The 15,546-nt window shown below is 66.8% G+C and carries 10 protein-coding genes; 7 read left to right on the forward strand and 3 right to left on the reverse strand.

The genetic code is table 11. The annotated features are described in order from the left end of the window. The first annotated feature begins 32 nt into the window (after positions 1 to 32). The 5 genes from ACFMO7_RS02815 (at position 33) to ACFMO7_RS02835 (ending at position 7,708) form a co-directional block, all read left to right on the forward strand. Positions 33 to 1,310 carry a hypothetical protein gene (locus ACFMO7_RS02815; protein WP_376794013.1) on the forward strand — a complete coding sequence of 426 codons (1,278 nt, stop codon included), beginning with the start codon at positions 33 to 35 and terminating at the stop codon, positions 1,308 to 1,310. Between the two features lie 117 nt (positions 1,311 to 1,427). Beyond that, positions 1,428 to 4,352: a hypothetical protein gene (locus tag ACFMO7_RS02820; RefSeq protein WP_376794014.1), complete on the forward strand. Its 2,925-nt coding sequence runs from the start codon at positions 1,428 to 1,430 to the stop codon at positions 4,350 to 4,352. Positions 4,353 to 4,469: 117 nt separating this feature from the next. Continuing rightward, the gene (locus ACFMO7_RS02825) at positions 4,470 to 6,014 is read left to right on the forward strand and encodes a hypothetical protein (protein ID WP_376794015.1); all 1,545 of its coding nucleotides are present in this window, start codon (positions 4,470 to 4,472) and stop codon (positions 6,012 to 6,014) included. A 143-nt stretch (positions 6,015 to 6,157) separates the two neighbouring features. Beyond that, positions 6,158 to 6,718, forward strand: coding sequence for a hypothetical protein (locus tag ACFMO7_RS02830; RefSeq protein WP_376794016.1), 561 nt, complete (start codon positions 6,158 to 6,160; stop codon positions 6,716 to 6,718). A gap of 162 nt (positions 6,719 to 6,880) precedes the next feature. After that, entirely contained in the window at positions 6,881 to 7,708 is an 828-nt protein-coding gene (locus ACFMO7_RS02835; RefSeq protein WP_376794017.1) for a class I SAM-dependent methyltransferase, read from the forward strand. A 308-nt stretch (positions 7,709 to 8,016) separates the two neighbouring features. Here ACFMO7_RS02835 and ACFMO7_RS02840 read toward each other — a convergent pair whose 3' ends face one another. The 3 genes from ACFMO7_RS02840 to ACFMO7_RS02850 form a co-directional block, all read right to left on the reverse strand. After that, complete coding sequence (locus ACFMO7_RS02840) at positions 8,017 to 8,916, reverse strand: ABC transporter permease (protein WP_376794018.1); 900 nt, start codon at positions 8,914 to 8,916, stop codon at positions 8,017 to 8,019. Between the two features lie 5 nt (positions 8,917 to 8,921). Beyond that, entirely contained in the window at positions 8,922 to 9,929 is a 1,008-nt protein-coding gene (locus ACFMO7_RS02845) for an ABC transporter ATP-binding protein (protein WP_376794019.1), read from the reverse strand. A 485-nt stretch (positions 9,930 to 10,414) separates the two neighbouring features. Further along, complete coding sequence (locus ACFMO7_RS02850; RefSeq protein WP_376794020.1) at positions 10,415 to 13,909, reverse strand: LuxR C-terminal-related transcriptional regulator; 3,495 nt, start codon at positions 13,907 to 13,909, stop codon at positions 10,415 to 10,417. Positions 13,910 to 14,312: 403 nt separating this feature from the next. On the opposite strand from ACFMO7_RS02850, the gene ACFMO7_RS02855 reads away from it, so the two are divergent. Both ACFMO7_RS02855 and ACFMO7_RS02860 read left to right on the forward strand, forming a co-directional pair. Next, positions 14,313 to 14,540, forward strand: coding sequence for a hypothetical protein (locus tag ACFMO7_RS02855; RefSeq protein WP_376794021.1), 228 nt, complete (start codon positions 14,313 to 14,315; stop codon positions 14,538 to 14,540). A 114-nt stretch (positions 14,541 to 14,654) separates the two neighbouring features. Beyond that, positions 14,655 to 15,182, forward strand: coding sequence for a hypothetical protein (locus tag ACFMO7_RS02860; RefSeq protein ID WP_376794022.1), 528 nt, complete (start codon positions 14,655 to 14,657; stop codon positions 15,180 to 15,182). The last annotated feature ends 364 nt before the right edge of the window (positions 15,183 to 15,546 follow it).

Genomic DNA, 15,546 nt, shown 5'->3' on the forward strand with positions numbered 1-15,546 from the left:
CAGGCCCATTCCATGAGAGGGAGCGTTATCTTATGAGCTTGCGGCAGATTCTGCGAGAGGCAGTCGGCTTTCTCTGGGAGCTGCTGACCAGGCTGCTCTATCGCGGACGGACCGCCACCTGCCCTTCGTGCTGCCAGCGCCTCTACCCTGGCGCCTGCACGATTGTCAGTCTACCGGAATTGCAGTCCTTTTCCACTGTTGTGCCGCTGCAGGAGGCCCCGCATGGCCTGCGGCGTGCCTACTCGATCCTCTTTCCTGCCTCGCTGATGGGCGAGGAGTTCACCAGAAGGCAGGCGGTGCGTCTCTGTCCGTCTTGTCAGTATCCTCTGCCCTACAATATCGAGCGCACGCGCCAGGTGACGATTGCCATCATTGGCGATGTCAGCTCGGGCAAGAGCGTCTATATCGCCGTGCTCCTGCGCCTGCTTGAACAGGGGGCTTTTCTCCCCAGTCGCCTGCCCTTCAAGCTGACCTGCCTGACGCCCGAGGCTCGCGAGCGTTACGAGCGCGACTATAGCAAGCCGCTCTTTGTCGATCGGATGGTGCCGCGCGGGACACCGCGCGCTATCGATACGACCCATCAGCCGGTCATTTATGAGATCGGTATTCGTCTGGAGCCGGATCTGCCCCCGGTGCGTTTCAATCTTGTCATCTACGATACCTCGGGAGAGGACTACGTTATTCAGACCAGGCAGGTTCAGTATGCTCCCTATGTCCTCACGGCTGACGCTATCATCTTTATGCTTGATCCGGTGACCATTCCCAAGATGCGGGCCAGTCTGCCGAACGATCCCCATTTTCGCTATGGCCACAGCCTCTCGGCGGGGCATCCGCTCGACAGCTTTGCCAAGATTGTCCAGCCGCTTTCTCAGGTGAGGGGGCGCTCTCCTCGCCCCCTGGCCATTGCCCTCTCGAAAGCCGACTTGCTGAAGAAGCTGCGGCCGGTGAGCATGCAATATCCTTTTCTCTGGCGTAGCCCGGACTACCGCAATGGCCTCGATCTGATCGATCTGGCCGGCGTCGATCAGGAAGTGCGCCAGATACTCTACGAACATGACCTTGAGCGCTTTCTCTCGACTGTCGAATATTATCAGGGACAGCTCTTTGCTCCTGTCTGCTACACAGCGGTCTCGGCCCTTGGCTACACCCCTAACGCGCAGGGAGAGATTCCAGCGATTAATCCCTGGCGCTGTCTCGACCCTTTCCTCTGGGTTCTGCACGAGCTGCGCCTGCTGCCGGCTCAGATCGGCAGGGCCGGCGCTGTCAGGTCGCAGGACGGGGCGGCTGCCCAGTCTCTCCCCCATCCCTAGAGGGGGGCCCCGCGGTATCGGCGCCTGACTCGGCCCTGAAGGTGGGCGGCTCGTGGGCTGGCCGGGTAAGCGGCGGCCCGAGGCTGTGCCATTCCTGCAACTATGGAGGAGCGGACGATGAACCAGCAAGCGGCAAGTTCGCAACAGATTGAGCAGCTCTGGTATACCTGGTCTGACCGGGGCCTGGAGAGTGCGCTCGCCGCCGGCTATCGCGTGCGGGCCTGCTCGCCGGGGTTGAGCAGTGGGGGGCGCCTGGACCAGATGCGGCCTTATCTGAGATATCAGTTGCCAGCCGATGCCAAGGTGTCCAGCCTCAGTCTCGAGGAGGCGCCGCGGGCCCTGGCTCTCGTCAAGATCGGCAGCGAGCGAATTTTGCTACATAAGGTCTATGCCGGGCGCGACGGCGCTGGGCGGCCTGGCAATTATTTTGTGCATCTGCTGGCCGGCCTGGAACCTGCCTTTAGCGCCGACTGGGCCATTTGCTTCTGGCGCTATCGCGATGAGCTGCTCTGGCGGACCAGCGACGACCCCGGGCACGGCCTGACCTTGCCCCCGATTCCTTACGAGGAGCTGAAGCGGCGCCTTGCAAGGCGCTGGCAGGCGGCCTTTAGTTCCGAGGTGGTGCCCCAGGGACCCGACTTTATCCTGCTCAGTGAGAGTGAGCGTCGCGCTGCTCTGGACTTTCTGCCCTTGCTGTTGCTGGCCTTCTTCGATCAGCAAGAGCGTGCTGACAGTCTTCAGGCCCAGAACGAGGCGGCGAAGACGGCCTCGCAGCTCAAGCGCGGGGGCCACGAGGTCCTGGCTGGCGAAGGTCAGGCCGAGAGCGGCCTTTCTCCTATCTGTCTGGTTGCTACTCCTGACCAGGCGGCCTGGCTGGTCTGGGCCCTGGCGCAACTGCTGCCGCCGTCTCTGCGCCAGCGGCTGACCTTTAGTACCTATGAGGATAGCGGCGACTTGAGCGACTCGCGCGCCATTCGGCGGGCCTTTGCCCTGGTGGCTACCTGCCCGGCGCGAGCCGAGCATGCGGCTACCTGGCTGAGCGAGCGTTTCCATCGCGAAGCCTGGATCTTCAATCTCTTTACCGGCCTGCATACGGCGCCGCGCGAGCTGCCGGAGGCGCAGGACTTTGCCGAGCTGGTCTCTGGCGCCTTCCGCGGAGGTGAGCTTGGCCTCATCGAGCAGCTTCACCGTGATCTGGAGGGTACCTACAGCGATATTCACAGCTTTTTGCAAGGCTATAAGCGCTGGAGAAATAATCAGAATGTCTTGACGCCGGAAGCGATTGTCGAGATTATTCGCCATCATCCCGCCGACTGGTCCCAGCTCATGGTGCGCCGCCAGCTTTTGCAGTTGCTCTGCGAGAGCCAGCAGGGCGAGATGCTCCTCGACCGGTTGCTGGCTGATCTGCGGGCCCTGGCCGTCCAGCGCCGCCAGGACAGGCGACTTGATCAGGGCCTGGTGCGCTTCGAGAACGAGGCGCGCGATCTCTGGCGGAGGGGCGAACTCTCCACCGCGGCTCGCGTCCGTCTGTTGCTGACGCTGGAGGCCCTGGAGACGGAGCCTGGCCTTCTCGGGGAGCTGGTCGCAGGTCTCCTCAATGATCCGGCGGCTCAGCGTCTGCTGCAGGAAAGGCCGGACCGTTGCACTACTGTGCTGGCCTGTGCGGCTCGCGTGCTTGCGAGGCGAGAGTCAGAGCGCTACCGTGAGGTAGTCGGGAGGCTGCTGAGCGCTTATCGCGACTGGGAGTCCTGTCGTTCGCTGCTCTCGCTGACCCTGCCGGCAGCCTGGCGTGGAGAGCTGTTGCGTCTCTTGCGGCGGGTGCTGGCGAGCCTGACGCCGGTTGGAGTTGCCATGCCGTCGTTGTTCAGGGAAGGCGATTGGCGGCAGCTACGGCGGCTGCTGGGCCAGGCCCAGGGCGGAGCTGAGCGCGATGACGCTCTCGCCCTGGCGGGGCTGCTGCTCAGGAACCCGATGGCTCCCGCTTTCGATCTGCTGACTATCTGTTGCCAGCTCAGTCCTCCGCCTACCGAAGGCGAGCTGGGAGAGCTGCTGGGCGACTCGGCCTTGCTCAAAGAGCTAAGCGAGTTAGAGCTATGGCGGGTGGGGCAGGACTATCTCCAGAAGCGTCTGCAGAGCTATGCCAATGGGCTGCGGCAGTATGCGCAGCTCTACCTGCAGACGCGCCTGCCGACCCTGGAAGAGCTGTGCCTGCGCCTCTTTACTCTCTTCTGTTACTCTTTCTCCTCTTCCAGGGAGGAGCTGCTGAGGCTGCTCTTCTCTCAGGCTTCCGATGCCTTGCGCGAGCGGCTGCTGCTGGTCTGGCCACCGACATCGGTGAGGGCAGTGGCCGACCTGATCTGGGAGTGTGCCAGGAAAGGCGACCCCTTCTTCTTGCGCACGCGCATCGGTCTCTTCTTCTATCAACAGGTCGTGCAGGGGAAGTTCAAGCACGAGGAGAAGCTTCGGTTGCTGAACACCTGGCTGGAGCGCCAACCTGATCCCCTTGATCTGCAGATGCTGCTGGTCTCTAGCCAACTGGCGCCCGACGAAATCGCCTGGCTGCTGAAGAGCTATGGCCCCTCCTTTCTGACGGTGCCTGCCTATGCCCAGTGCAGGCAGCTCCACGTTCTGGCTCGGCGCTATCTGGAGGCTCTCGACCTGAAAGAGCTGCGCCAGCCCGAGACGAGCAGGCTCCTTGAGGTCCTGGCCACGCCCAGGATTGCCCTTCCCGACGACCTGGTCAGGCTGGCTCAATACTGGCGGTCCGTCGCCAGGGCTTTGATGGAGCGCAAGGAGACTCCCGATCTCGCTCGGGCCCTGGATGGTCTGTGGACCCTCCTGGAGAGCGGGCGCTATCATGTGCTTTATAAAACTCTCGCAAACGAGTTAAAGCTTTCAAAACGGCAAAAAAAGAAAAAAGGGAATGTAGTCAGTACCCGCTATACCCTCGAGGAGCTGAAACCCGAGGGGTTGCCAGCCAGGCGCTGGGGGCGCTGGCCGTGGCCCTTCCCCTGGCGTCCTCGTCTGCGCCGACGGTTCTGAGGGGGGCCAGCCGGAGCGGAGGGAAGTCAGGCTGCCGAGGAGGCTTATGATCCCGATCATCTTCATCTCCACATATCCTCAAACTGCTTTTTCTCTGCTTGCTATCAGGAGTCATGTATGCTTGATCCGCAGAAAATTCAGGACGAGTTAACGAGTCTGGAGCGCGAGGTCAGAGGCTTTGACGAGGCCGGGGCCGAGCGTCTGGCCACGCTGCAGGCCGCTCTCGCGGGGCAGGCGGCAGGGGCGACCTGGAGCGGCCTCGACCTGCAGGCGTACATTGCGCCTGCTCTCATCGTGAGCAGCTATCGTCAGCAGCGGCAACCTGATCGGCGTCTGCTGCGCTTGCTCGAGGGGCTGCGCAATGTGCTGGTCTTTGTGCCGATCATGGTCACCTGGTATGGCATTGCCCAGGCCAGCAGCAGCTATCAGGCTTTGCTGCAGACCTGCTTGCAGAGGCGCAGCCTCTGCCCGCCCGATGTTGAGCAATCCTTTCTTTATCTCTGGCAACAAGGCTTTGATGGGCGTCTGGCTTCTGTCTGGAGCCTGAGCAGCGTTGGTCTCATCGATGCCTCTCTTCTGTTGATTGTTTTTCTGTTAACGCTGCTTGTGCTCTGGCTGGAGCGGCGCGGCGAGCGGCAACGCCAATGGGAGGCGCTCGCCTTTGAGCGTCGCCTGGCCCATGCGATCAGCGGGGCCGCCCTCGCCTTGCGCAGCCAGCACCTGGCTCTGACGCCGGGCGAGAATCTGGCCGAGGTGGCCCTGCGCATTGACCAAATGGCCAGCGAGGTGCTCACGACCTTCGATCGTCTGGCCGCGCGCCTCGGGCAGCGTTTCGACGACGTCGCCGATGGTCTCGAGCGGCGCTTTACGGAGGCGAGCGAGCGCCTCAAGACGGTAGCGGAAGAGTTGCTGCGCTCCGTCGAGACTATCAACGAGCGTTTTGGGCAGCAGTTCGCTCTTGGGCGGCAGCTACTTGAGCGCCTGGCGGAGCTGCTCGATGGGAGCGGGCGCCTGGCTGACGAGCTGCGAGGGGCGGCCACCATGCTGCAGGAGGCCAGCCGGGCGGTGGCCCAGGGCCTGCAGCAGGTCGGCGAGCCTTTGCAGCGTCTGGAGAAGCGCCATGAGCGCCTGCTCGAAGAGATGGTCGATGCCAACGATCGCCTGGGGCAGGCCATCGCTGCTCTGGCGCCGCTCTCCCAGGGCTGGCAGCGTTTGATGAACAGCATCGATACGCTCGATCTGGCGGTAGGACAACTGACCGCCCTGGGGAGGCATCTGGACGAGACCGCCAGGGACTGGCAGAGCTTCCTGGGCCAGCTTTCCCAGGAGCGTCAGGCCCAGGAGAGCATGGCGCTCCGTCTGGGCGAGGCGCTGACCAACCTGCACGACGCCATCGATGTTCTGGGCCAGGGGTCCCTCTATCTGCGCTCGATTGCCGTCGATATGCAGGATACCCTGCGTCTGCAGGCGGCGGCGCTGCAGGATGGGCGCCTGCCCGCGCCGGGCGCGCCCGGCAGCCTGAGCGAGGCCGTGCAGACCCTGCGTCAGGGGGCTGAGGAGCTAAGCCGGGCGGCGACTCTGATCAGCGACGTGGCCAGTGCCTTTCGGAGCCTGGCTCCCTCCTTGAAGCCGCGCCATGAGGGCGGCGACGGGCTGATCTGAGCGAGCCGGTGGCTCGTCCTCTCTCTCTGTGGCGGGCAGGCCCCTGGGCTGAGGCGGAAGCTGCCTGCGAGAGAGGGAGAGGGCTGCCGACGAGCGACGCAGAGGGTAGCAAAGCAAGGCAACGCCAGAAGGAGCATCCGACAATGTCCAGCTTTCCTCGTCCTCCCCGCGTGCGTGAGAGTACCTTGCTGGCCGGCTGGCTCTTCGCCGATCTGCTGCTTGGCCTGGCCGTGATCTTTCTGGCCGCCAACAGCTACGCCAGGGTGCCGCCACCGATGACGCCGACGCCGACGCCGACGGTCCTGAGAGCGACGCCGACGCCGACAGTTCTGCCGCGCCTTGAGCTGCACCATCACCGCTTTACGGTGACGGTCGATGCCAACGGTCTGCTGAGCAACGATGCTGGGGCCGTGGCGGCCTTCAAGCAGCAGGTGCGAGGGCAGTCCTTCCTGGTTGGGCGCACGGCGGGCCTGGTCATTGTCTACGATGGCGCCCCGAGCGTGGACGCCATCGGGGCCGCGCTCGATGTCTCGCGCAAGGCCATGAGCCTGCTCGCCGAGATGGGCAGCCGGGAGCACTTTGCCTTTACCTGTACCTCCTTCTACGATCCTCTCTATACCCTGGGCCAGGATCAGAACAGGCTAACGATCGACGTCTATCTGTTTACTGAGCGGCTTGAGAGCTGCCCGTCCTCCCTCCTCTAGCGGCTGAGCGCAGCGAAGCGGAGCGCTCCAGGCAGATCGGTGGCGCCGGCCATCGCTCGCTGTCTGCCTCCGGCGCGCGCGGTCCGTGCTCATCTTGTAGTGATGGCGGGCCGGGACCGGTCCGGCTTCAGCCAGACCAGACCAGAAAGGAGTGTGCTTGTGATGCAGCAGCACCCGCAGGGAAGAGGTCCCGAAGAGCGCTGGAGCGCGGCGACGGCCTACGAGCCGTATGTCGGGCGCTGGAGCCGTCTGGTCGCGCAGGAGTTCGTGGGCTGGCTGGGGCAGCCGCGTGGCCTGCGCTGGCTCGATGTGGGCTGCGGGACCGGGGCGCTCTCGGCGGCCGTGCTGGCTCTGGCGGCCCCGGCGGCCCTGCTCGGCATCGATCGCTCAGCGGATTACGTGGCCTTTGCCCGGGCCCAACTGGCCGATCCACGTGTCTCTTTCGTGGTGGCCGATGCCCTGCAGCTCCCGGTGGCCGACAGCAGCTATGATCTGGCGGTCAGCGGGCTGGTGCTCAATTTTGTCTCCCAGCCGGCCCAGATGCTGGCCGAGATGCGGCGCGCCGTGGTGCCCGGGGGAACGGTCGCCCTCTACGTCTGGGACTATGCCCAGGGCATGGGGCTGATGCGCGCTTTCTGGGATGCGGCGACGGCCCTTGATCCCGAGGCGGCGAACCTCGATGAGGGACGACGCTTTCCGCTCTGTCAGCCGCAGCCGCTGGAGCGGCTCTTTGCCTCTGCCGGCCTGGAAGCGGTGACCCTGCGCCCGATCGAGATCGAGACGCGCTTCCGCGATTTCGAGGACTACTGGTCGCCCTTCCTTGGGGGCCAGGGGCCAGCCCCGGGCTACGCCATGTCCCTGCCGGCGGAGCGGCGAGCCGCCCTGCGCGAACGCCTGCGGGCGACCCTGCCCAGCGCCGCCGATGGCTCGATTACTCTCACCGCCCGCGCCTGGGCCGTGCGCGGCTCGCGTCCCGCTTCGGCCACCTGAGCGCGCCTGGCGGGCTAACGGAACCGGACTGCGGGGAGCGCACCAGCCGGTCGGCCGGCCGGCCGGTCTGCTTACTTGCCAATCAGCGCCTGTCTGGCTGCTGGCTTGTCTGCTTGCGCTCTCCGCGCGCCTGTCTGGCTGTCTGCCTGCCTGCCACCTGTCCGCCGGTCCCCGTTCGTCCGGCTGCCGGCCTCTCCTTCTCCGTCTGACCTGGGCCAGCGGCCACATAGCTGGCGGCCAGCCAGGGTAGGCTCGCCGGAGCAAGGCGGGCGGCTGGGCGCTGTGGGAAGGAGGCGGACCCCCGGGCGCTAGCGCTCGCGCTCGCTGCGCACGAAGAGCAGCGTGCCCGCGATCAGGCAGGCCAGCGTCAGAGCGCAGACGATGGCCAGGTTGATCCAGGGGGCCTCGAGAACCACCTGCCCGTACTCGGGTTGGCCGCTGTAGACGACGTTGCGCAGCAGGTCGACGGCGTAGCGCATCGGCGTGATCTTGGAGAGCAGATCGAGATACCAGGGCAGGTTGCGCATGGGGGCGAAGGACCCGGCCAGGAAGAACTGCGGGAAGACCAGCATGGGAATGACCTGGTTGGCGCTGCGCTGGCTGCTGAAGAGCGAGATGAGCAGGACGCCGAGGGCGCCACCGGAGAAGCAGATCAGCAGGGCCACCGGCAGCAGGAAGAGCAGACCCAGGGGCGAGAGCGGGAAGTCGAAGAAGAAGACGCCGAGGAGCAGGACCAGCAGGCCCTGGACCAGGGCGACCAGGGAGGCCCCCAGGATCTTGCCGAAGATCAGGGCGTAGCGCGAGACGGGGGCGATCAGCAGCTCCTGGGTAAAGTCGTTCTCGCGATCCTCGACCAGCGAGAGGATGCCCTGCAGGGTGTACTGATAGAGGGTCATGGCCAGCATGCCGGTGGCGGCGAAGCCCGTCAGGCTGTAGCCGGCGGCCTGGCCGAAGTTGCTCTGCAGCGGCCCCTCGAGGCCGGCAATCAGCAGGAAGGGCACGATGACCGAGAAGATGATCAGGGCCTTATCGCGCAGGGAGCGCATGATCTCGCGCGCGACGATCGTCACGATGGCGTTCCAGGTGGCATTGAGAGGGCGCTGCGTCTGCTTCGGCTCCAGGATGAGGCGCAGCAGCTCGTCGCGGCGGCTGGCCTCAGCGGCAGAGGCCGTGTTGGGCAGGGACGACGGATGAGATTGTACTGACATGCTTGCTATTCCTCCTCACTTTCCAGGGTCTGCCGGCCGATGATTTCCAGATAGGCTTCTTCCAGACTGGGAGTGCGCGTCTGCACCAGGCTGAGCGGGGTCTCCAGGCGCTGCAGGAGGCGCTGGACGGCGGGGCCGGCGATGGGCAGCTCGAAGACGGCCCCCTCCTGGAAAGGCAGCCCGAGCTGCTGCAGCTCCTGGCGCAGGCGGGGGCGATCGGGAGCATCCAGCAACAGGCTGGCCCTGGTAAGGGCGGTCTTGAGCTGGGCCGGCGTGCCGGAGGCCACGATCTTGCCACGGCTCATGATGCAAACGGCATCGGCCTCTTCGACTTCTTCGAGGTAATGGGTGGTCAAAAAGATGGTCGTGCGCCCGGTGGCGCGCACGCGCCGCAGATAGTCCCACAGGCTATGACGGCTCTCGGGATCAAGCCCGGTCGTCGGCTCGTCGAGGAAGAGCACGGCGGGCCGGTGCAGCAGGCCGCGCAGGATCTCTAGCTTGCGCTTCATGCCGCCGGAGAAGGTTTTGACGGGCCGAAAGAGGCTCTCGCTGATGTCGAGCAGCTCGGCCAGGGCCTCGACCTGCTGCCGGTAGGCGGCGGGCATGAGGCGGAAGGCCGGACGATAGGGGTAGACGCCGTACAGAGAGGCGTGCAGGCGAACGTTCTCTTCGGCGGTCAGGTTCTCGTCCAGGCTGGGCTTCTGGAAGACGATGCCGATCTGGCGCCGGATCTGGTGGGCCTGCTTCTCCAGGTCGTAGCCGGCGATGCGCACGCGGCCCGCGCTCGGACTGAGCGTGGTGGTCAGAATGGAGATGACGGTCGTTTTGCCGGCCCCGTTTGGCCCCAGCAGGGCGAAGAGGCTGCCGGCAGGAACGCTGAAGCTGACGCCGTCGACGGCGTTGCGCTCGGCCTTCTTGTAACGCTTGACCAGGTCCTCAACCTGGATGACGGCCTCCGCCGTGGCCTCTCTCTCCTGGCCAGGCTGGCTCTCGCTGGTGGTGATGGTCTGCATCGATCTTTTGCCTTCTTTCATGGCTGGAATGACGTTCCCTGGCTTCACACGGGCAAGGATGCGCTCGGGCGCGGCCTCCACGCTGGCCTGGCCTGGCCTGGCCTGCCGCCCTCCTACCTGACCTTTGTCGCCCGCCGCCTCTCCTCCTCCGCCTCTCCTCTGCCCCCTTCCTTCCGTTCAACTCCACCTGTTCTCCTTCTCTCCTCTTCTCTCTTCTCCTCTCTCCTGGCGATCCCGGCGGGCCGCTTCCCCCTTCCCGGGGAGCGGCGGCTCGCTCCGGCTCAGACCAGCCCGCGCTGTCGCCGTTGTGGCTTGTGGGGCCAGGGCCAGGCCGGCCCACAGTTCCGCCCGGCCTGGCCCTGGCAGGTGCTCTGCCCTGGCGCTGACGTTGTTAGTGTAGCGCCGGCCCGAAGGTGGGGCGTCATCCTTCTGGATGATGGCCGGGGTGATTTGCGGGCGGGCGGGCGCGGCCCGGCTGGGTTCTGTTAGAGCAGGCCGTAGCGGCGGGCGGCGGTGATGGCCCGGTGACGGCTGTGGACGTTGAGCTTTTGGTAGATGTGCTGGAGGTGGGTGCGCACCGTGTTGATGGAGACGACGAGTTCGCGAGCGATCTCGGCGTTGGTGCAGCCGGAAGCCAGCAGGCGCAGGACGCGCAGTTCCTGGGCGGAGAAGGGTTCGGGCGGGGCGGCTTCGACAGTGGTGATGATGGGAGGCTGCTGGCTGCGGGTGGCGGCGAAGTCCTGCAGGAGTCCCTCGGCATAGGCCCGCAGCAACTGGCCGCGCAGGCGCGGGAGAAGTTCGCGCAGGAGGGCGGCCAGGGGCTCGCCTTCGTCGAGGATGAGGCGGCGGTGTCCTTCGATGTGGGCCTGCTCGAGGGCGCGGCAGAGGTAGGCGCTGGCCAGGACGGGGTCGCGCTGCTGGGCGTAGGCCCGCGCGAGCAGCAGGCGGGCCTGTAGCAGGCTGCGCCCTCGCCCGTAGCGCTGGGCGCGCTCCTGGACGGCTTCTAGCAGCAGGCTGGCCTGACGGGCCTGGCCGTTGGCGAGCAGGAGCCGGGCGCTGAGCAGTTGGTATTGCTCGAGGATGAGGCCGCTGGGCGCCTGACGGGTGGGCACCAGCCGCTCGGCCTCGGCCTCCACCTGGTGCTCGGGGACTGGCGGGCCGTCGGTCCCTTCCTCTGATGAAGGCGGGAGGGCGCTGCTGTCGGGGGTGGACCGGGCGGCCAGGCGGGGCTGGCCCTCGCTGACGACCAGTTCGCTGACTGGCTCGCGTTCTTCGCGGTGGTCGCTGCCGATCAGCCCGAGCAGCCGCCCCAGGTCATAGAGGCTGTCACGGGCGCCCTCGGGGTTGCCGCGGGCCAGCTCCAGGCGCGCCAGCCAGACGAGCAGGTCGCAGAGCAGGTAGTGGTTGATCTCCGTCAGGGAGAGGTTCCGGTAGGCTTGGAGGAGCAGGCCGCGCAGGCTGGCGCAGGCTTCGTCGAGCTGGCCGCGCGCCTGGCGGATGAGGGCCCGCAGTTGGGCGACGGGTAGTCCCAGCAGCGAGGCCAGGGCGGTTCGGCGCTCGTCGCCTTCTCCTTCGGCCAGGAGGCGGTTGAGGCGCTCTTCGAGCAGGGCGAGCTGCTCTTCGGCTCCGGACAGGTTGTTCCAGTCGTAGAGGATCTGGGCCTGGCTGAGAATGGAGAGCAGGGTGAGGGGGTGCTGCGGCCCGTTGAGGGTGGTGAGCTGTCGGTAGAGGTGGGCGGCTTCCTGGAGCTGGCCGCGCAGGTTGAGGATGAAGGCCCGCAGGCCGCTGAGGTTGCCGATCCATTCGTCCGCGGCGCTCTGGTGGCTCTTGCCGGGCGGCAGGAGGTTCTCCATCTGGCGGGTGAGGCGCTCGGCTTCGTAAAGGTCGCCCTGCTGCAGGGCCTGACCGAAGAGGTGGCCGAGGCAGAGAAGACGCCAGTCGCTCTCTTCGGGGGCGAGCTGCTCCAGGGCGGCGCGGGCGTAGGAGGCGCTCTCTTGGGCCTGCTGGCTGGCCCGGCCCCCGGCGGCCGGCAGGTGCTCCAGGACGAGAACCCGACAGGCGTAGAGTCGGCCCAGGCCGGCCCGATCGTCGCTCCTCCGCCATTGCGCTTCGGCACGCCGGAGTAGCTCGTTGATCTGGGCCTCCTCGGCGGGCGTCAGTCGAGGCTCGCGCCCGGCTGCCTGACGCTCGTCGCGCAGGGCGTCGAGGACGGTCAGGACGCTGAGCAGGCAGAGCTGGGGCCGGCCCCAGATGACTGGCCTGGGCAGGGCCGCCAGCCAGCTCCGCAGGCGGGCCAGGGACTGGCCTTCGTCTCGCAGGCGCAGGGGGATGCTCTGCCTCTCGATGAGATCCGCTGCCCGCTCGCTGAGGCCGGCCTGGAGGGCCAGTTCGATGGCCTGGCTGAGCTGGTTGTGTTCTTCGTACCAGCGGCTGGCCCGGTAGGCGATGAGGCGCAGCTCGCCGGGCGAGAGGCGCTGGCGCGCTTCGTGCTGCAGGGCTTCGGCGAAGAGGGGGTAGTAGCGATAGGTCTGGCCGGCCTCTTCCAGCCGCTCGATGAAGAGGTTGCTGCGCTCCAGCTCGGCCAGGAGCTGGGCGCTTTCCCGGCGATCGCTGACGGCTCGGCAGAGGTCGGGCTGCAGGTTCGGCAGCCAGCAGGTGCGCAGGAGGAAGTCTTGCAGGTGCGGCGGCAGCCCTTGCAGGACTTCGCTGCTGAAGTAGTCGAAGAGGAGATGCTGGCTGCCACGGAAGTCCTTCAGGAGGCGCTCCAGGACGGCGGGGGTCAGCGGCCTGCCGTCTCGCTCGTTGGCCAGGCGTTCCCGCTCGAGCAGGAGGGAGAGCAGGCGCAGTCCGGCGGGCCAGCCGGCAATGAGCCGCTCGATCTGCTCAAGCTGCGCGGGGGCCAGGCCGTAGGGTTGCAGGAAGGCGGCGCTTTCGGCCTGGGTGAAGCGGAGTTCTGGGCCGCGCAGCTCAAGTAGCTCTCCGGCGGCTCGCAGGCCGGCCAGGGGCAGCGGCGGCTCTTCGCGCGTGAGCAGGACGAGGCAGAGGCCGGCGGGCAGGTGGCTGATGAGCAGGGCCACGATCTGGTGAATGGCTTCGTTGCTGATGAGGTGGTAGTTGTCCAGGATGAGGAGGCCGCGGGCACCGCCTTCGTTGAGCAGGTTGAGCAGCGGGGCGAGCAGGCTGGCCGGCGGCTCGCTAACGCTGACGGCGACCGAGGGCAGAGCGGCCAGGCCGCTGGCCAGGACGCTGCCTTCGACGGTGGCCAGGCGCTGGCTCTCTTCGGCCGGGAGCCAGGGGGCGCAGGCGGCGACCAGGTAGCGCCAGAAGCGCGCTGGCTCGTTGTCGCCGGCCTCAAGGGTGAGCCAGGCTACGGGTGGGGCGCCGCTCTCGCTCTTCCGGAGGTGGGCCAGCCACTGCAGTACGAGGGTGGTTTTGCCGCTGCCCGCCGGGGCACAGAGCAGGATGAGCCGCCGCTCACGCCCGCGTTCGAGAAGGGAGAGCTGTGGCTCGCGCGCGATGAGATCGCTGGCTGGCTGCGGTGGCCTGAGCCTGGCGAGCAGCAACGGCTCCGCTGCCTGATGGAAGGGCGAGCCGTGGCGCGCTCGCATGCGCTCGTGCAGGTGGCGACAGCTGTGCTCTAGCTCGGCGGCTACTTCTTCGAGACGCTCCAGGGTCAGAACCTCGGTTTTGCCGATGTACTGCTTGAAGGTGCGATGAAGACAGTGGCGGAAGGCGTACCAGTAGATGGGGCGCCCTTTGCGGGTCTCGCGACGCAGGCTGAGGCGTCCCAGGCGCCCTTTGAAGGTGAGGGCGCTCTGTTGCTCTAGCCAGGCCCGCCATTCCTGCGCCTGCCGCGGTACTGGCTCCGGTGGGGCCTGTGGCCCACGACGCAGGACGTAGTCCTCTTGCTCCGCTCTCCAGATGATCTCGCTGGCTGTCTGGGTGGCTGGTTTCGCTCTTGCTGATTCGCCGCAGTGCAAGGTGTCCTCTCCTCCCCCAGGCCCGCAGGGAGACGGCCCGCTCGTCAGTCCTGGCCCCGCTGCCGGCCCAGGATGCTCCCAATAACCACGATGGCGTTGCTCCCCCCTCGGCTTGCGGCGGCCTTCCTTCCTGGTTTCGCTCGCTGCTGCGTTGGGGCTGGATGGGGCTTTCTGCCTTCCCCAGTATATCAAAGTTCGGAGGCGCTCTTCCAGCTTCGGGCGCTCTCTCCCGCCGTGCCCGGAAGGCGCCCCGCTCCGCTCTGGCTACCCGCCTGGATAGCTTGTATAATAAGCGCGATGGATAAAGAAGGGCATGAAGGAGAGGGACCTCTCTTTCTGGGGGTCTCTGGTGGACCTGCTCGCCTCTCTCGGGAAGCGAGCAGGGCGGAAAGGAGCGATGCGCGTGGCTGAGCGACGCCCGCCCCAGGTGGGGCGCCGGCTGCTGCCGGTGGTGCTCGGTCTGGGCCTGGCTTTGCTGGTGGTGGCCGTGCTCGTCTACGTGGGCAGCGGCCTGTTGGTGATGGCGCATGGGGGGGCATCAGCGCTGGATTGGCGCTTGGGCGTGTTGGGTTTGCTGATGGGCCTGGCGATGGGCCTGCTGGCCCGGCGCCAGTCGCGGCCAGGAGCCTGATGGCTCCGGCTGCCGGAGACCGGTTCATCTTTGGGGGACCGGCGAGCGCCTCGGTCCTGTCCTGGGCTGGCGGCTCTGGCCAGAGCGGACTGACAAAGGAGGCCGATGCAAGCGATGGAGAGAGCTTTTGATACGCCTGAGGGACGGGGCGACAGACCCGAGCGGCGACCAGCAGGCGCCGAGGGAGCTGCCGCCCCAGGACTGCCCACCCTGCCGGCCTCGCCGCTGGCTGGCTACGGCTGGCGCCTGGCCTGGCTGGAGCCAGGCTCTGGCCCGCTCGCGCGGGGGCAGCGCTTGCCGTCCCTGGTGCTGATGCCTGAGCAATTGCCGACGGGGCGGCCGGGGACCCGTCAGGTGGTGCTCCGCCTGCTGGGGGCTTTGCAGGCGGAGGCCACCGCTCTTCCCTGCGCGCGCTGGTTGTTTGTGCAGGCGGCTGAGGCTGAGGGTGAGGCGGGGCCTCCGCTGGAGCCGCTGACAACGGGGGAGACGGCCCCTGGCTGGGGCCGGCCCCTGGAGGGCTTCTTTGGGGACTGGCTGCTGTCTGCCTCGGGGCTGCCGGCTCCGCCTCTGCGCTGGCTGACGGCGGCCGAGGCGGCCCGGCTCCTGCTCAGCCTGCGCCAGGCGGCCCACGGCCAGGAGTGAGGGCCGGACCTCTCTGTCTCACTCAGGGCCGCCCTTGACGGGACTGCGCGCTGTGAACTATACTGTCTACGCTGGTGCTGTTGGCGAATGGCCCCGTCCCTGCTGCCGGCGGGTCGGAGCCGTTCGCTGGCCGCTGCGATGAGGCCCGCATAACGCCGCTCTCGGCTGATGGCTTCTACTCACTATCTCGCTCTCTGGGGGATGGTGTGTAGAAGCCATTTTTTTCCTGGCCTCGCTCTCCATCCCCCAGCGACCAGACCAGACGGAAGGGTCGCTGCCTGCCTGACCTGCTGACCTGCTGACCGCGCGCCCGTAAAACGGCCAGCAGGCCAGAGAAGGGCGCAGGCTCCGGCAGGCCAGCGGT

It is taken from the genome of Thermogemmatispora sp., from assembly GCF_042408735.1.
Taxonomy (GTDB): Bacteria; Chloroflexota; Ktedonobacteria; order Ktedonobacterales; family Ktedonobacteraceae; genus Thermogemmatispora.

What these genes read in the sequence shown, in the direction of transcription:
- ACFMO7_RS02825 (WP_376794015.1), top strand. Translation starts at nt 4,470, where the DNA reads ATGCTTGATCCGCAGAAAATTCAGGACGAGTTAACGAGTCTGGAGCGC.
- ACFMO7_RS02815 (WP_376794013.1), top strand. Translation starts at nt 33, where the DNA reads ATGAGCTTGCGGCAGATTCTGCGAGAGGCAGTCGGCTTTCTCTGGGAG.
- ACFMO7_RS02845 (WP_376794019.1), bottom strand. Translation starts at nt 9,929, where the DNA reads ATGCAGACCATCACCACCAGCGAGAGCCAGCCTGGCCAGGAGAGAGAG.
- ACFMO7_RS02835 (WP_376794017.1), top strand. Translation starts at nt 6,881, where the DNA reads ATGCAGCAGCACCCGCAGGGAAGAGGTCCCGAAGAGCGCTGGAGCGCG.
- ACFMO7_RS02860 (WP_376794022.1), top strand. Translation starts at nt 14,655, where the DNA reads ATGGAGAGAGCTTTTGATACGCCTGAGGGACGGGGCGACAGACCCGAG.
- ACFMO7_RS02840 (WP_376794018.1), bottom strand. Translation starts at nt 8,916, where the DNA reads ATGTCAGTACAATCTCATCCGTCGTCCCTGCCCAACACGGCCTCTGCC.
- ACFMO7_RS02830 (WP_376794016.1), top strand. Translation starts at nt 6,158, where the DNA reads ATGTCCAGCTTTCCTCGTCCTCCCCGCGTGCGTGAGAGTACCTTGCTG.
- ACFMO7_RS02820 (WP_376794014.1), top strand. Translation starts at nt 1,428, where the DNA reads ATGAACCAGCAAGCGGCAAGTTCGCAACAGATTGAGCAGCTCTGGTAT.